The following is a 1,404-nucleotide window of genomic DNA, read 5'->3' as shown; positions in this document are numbered from 1 at the left end:
AAGGGGGTGGGGAAGTCCACGGTGCTCGGCGTGGTCGCGGGCCTGATCGCCCCGGACCACGGCAGCGTGCACGTGGGTTTCCGGTGCATGGTGAGCGGCGGCTCGGGGGAGCGTCCCGTGTGGGTTCCCGCCCACCGCCGCGGGGTGGCTCTCATGGCCCAGGAGCCGTTGCTGTTCCCCACCTCAGTGTCCTGGAGAACGTGGCGTTCGGCCCCCGGGCGAGGGGTGCCGGGAGGGCGGAAGGGCGGCGTCGTGCGCTGGTGTGGCTGCGGGAGGTGGGGGCGGAGCAGTTCGCGGACCGGCACCCGGACGAGCTCTCGGGTGGTCAGGCCCAGCGGGTGGCCATCGCGCGCGTGCTGGCCGCGGAACCCCGGGTGGTCCTGCTGGACGAGCCCCTCAGCGCGCTGGACGTGGCCGCCCGGCCCCGGATGCGCGCGGTGCTGCGCCGGGTGCTCGCGGGGAGGACGGTGGTGGTCGTCACCCACGACGGCGCGGACGTGGCCGAGCTCGCGGACCGGGTGGTGCGGATGGAGCGGGCCGCTTCCCAGGCCTGAGAGTGTCCCCCGCTCGGACCCTACTTCACCTCGCGGGTGAGCACCCGCCAGATGCCGATCAGCAGCGGCACACCGATCCACAGCAGCGAGGAAGTGCCCAGCTGCCCCCACTGCGTGGCCGTGAGGTTCACGCCCTCGGTCAGCGGGCCGGCCGCCGCGTTGAGGTTCACCCACGCCCCGAGGTCCCGGAGAATCGGCACGAGCATGGTTGCGGTGTTGAACAGCACGGGCAGCACGAAGTAGGCCACGATCGCGAGCGGCACGGACAGCACCGCCAGGCCGAACGCCACACCCTGCAACACCACGATCATCTGCGTGAGCCACACTCCGGCGAGCTGCCCCCAGTCCGGATCCGGTGCCAGGGACTGGCCGGTGATCGCGGCCAGGACCAGGAAGGCCGCGAGCGCGAGCACCCAGGCGAGGGTCACCGCGATGGTGCCCAGCACCACGGCAGAGAGCAGCTTGGCGAGCACCACGCGGAGCCTGCGTGGTTCCTGCGTGAACGTGATCAGAGCGGTGCGCTGGCTCCACTCGTTGCACGCCGTGATGATCCCCAGCACGGGGAGCAGGAGGCCCTGCGGAGTCATCGTCAGCGAGAACAGCACCGGGAAGGGCGCCCCGGACTCCCTCCCGAACCACATGAACCCTCCCAGCACGAGGGCGGTGAGCACGCCGATGGCGATCAGCAGCCCCCGCCCCGCGCGGGTGTCCACCTGCTTGCGCAGCTCCACGCGCAGCAGGGTGAGGAAGGAGAGCCCGCGGCCCTCCAGCTGGGGCTGCGTCCAGGGCGCCGCGGTCTTCGGGGTGGTGGGTGCCGTGCTCATGCGCGGGTCTCCTCTCGGGCGGGGGC

At 72.5% G+C, this 1,404-nt stretch carries 3 protein-coding genes; 1 reads left to right on the top strand and 2 read right to left on the bottom strand.

Features of this window, described 5'->3' with window-relative positions; all coding sequences use genetic code 11:
• Window positions 1–182 (bottom strand): hypothetical protein (locus CWC38_RS12525; protein WP_240625259.1); only part of this gene is annotated, 182 nt, incomplete at its 3' end.
• A gap of 18 nt (window positions 183–200) precedes the next feature.
• Here CWC38_RS12525 and CWC38_RS12520 point away from each other — a divergent pair.
• The gene (locus CWC38_RS12520; RefSeq protein WP_240625258.1) at window positions 201–554 is read left to right on the top strand and encodes an ATP-binding cassette domain-containing protein; all 354 of its coding nucleotides are present in this window, start codon (window positions 201–203) and stop codon (window positions 552–554) included.
• A gap of 20 nt (window positions 555–574) precedes the next feature.
• Here the strand turns inward: CWC38_RS12520 and CWC38_RS11775 are convergent, their stop codons facing one another.
• Window positions 575–1,378 carry an ABC transporter permease gene (locus CWC38_RS11775; RefSeq protein WP_121846889.1) on the bottom strand — a complete coding sequence of 268 codons (804 nt, stop codon included), beginning with the start codon at window positions 1,376–1,378 and terminating at the stop codon, window positions 575–577.
• Between the last annotated feature and the right edge of the window lie 26 nt (window positions 1,379–1,404).

Source organism: Kocuria tytonicola, from assembly GCF_003687455.1.
In the GTDB taxonomy this organism is placed as follows: Bacteria; Actinomycetota; Actinomycetes; order Actinomycetales; family Micrococcaceae; genus Kocuria; species Kocuria tytonicola.
Note: the sequence above shows the minus strand (reverse complement) of the source record. Positions and strands in the feature narration are given on the sequence as shown.

Excerpts from the sequence above, each read along its gene's own strand:
- CWC38_RS11775 (WP_121846889.1), bottom strand. The coding sequence starts at position 1,378 with ATGAGCACGGCACCCACCACCCCGAAGACCGCGGCGCCCTGGACGCAG.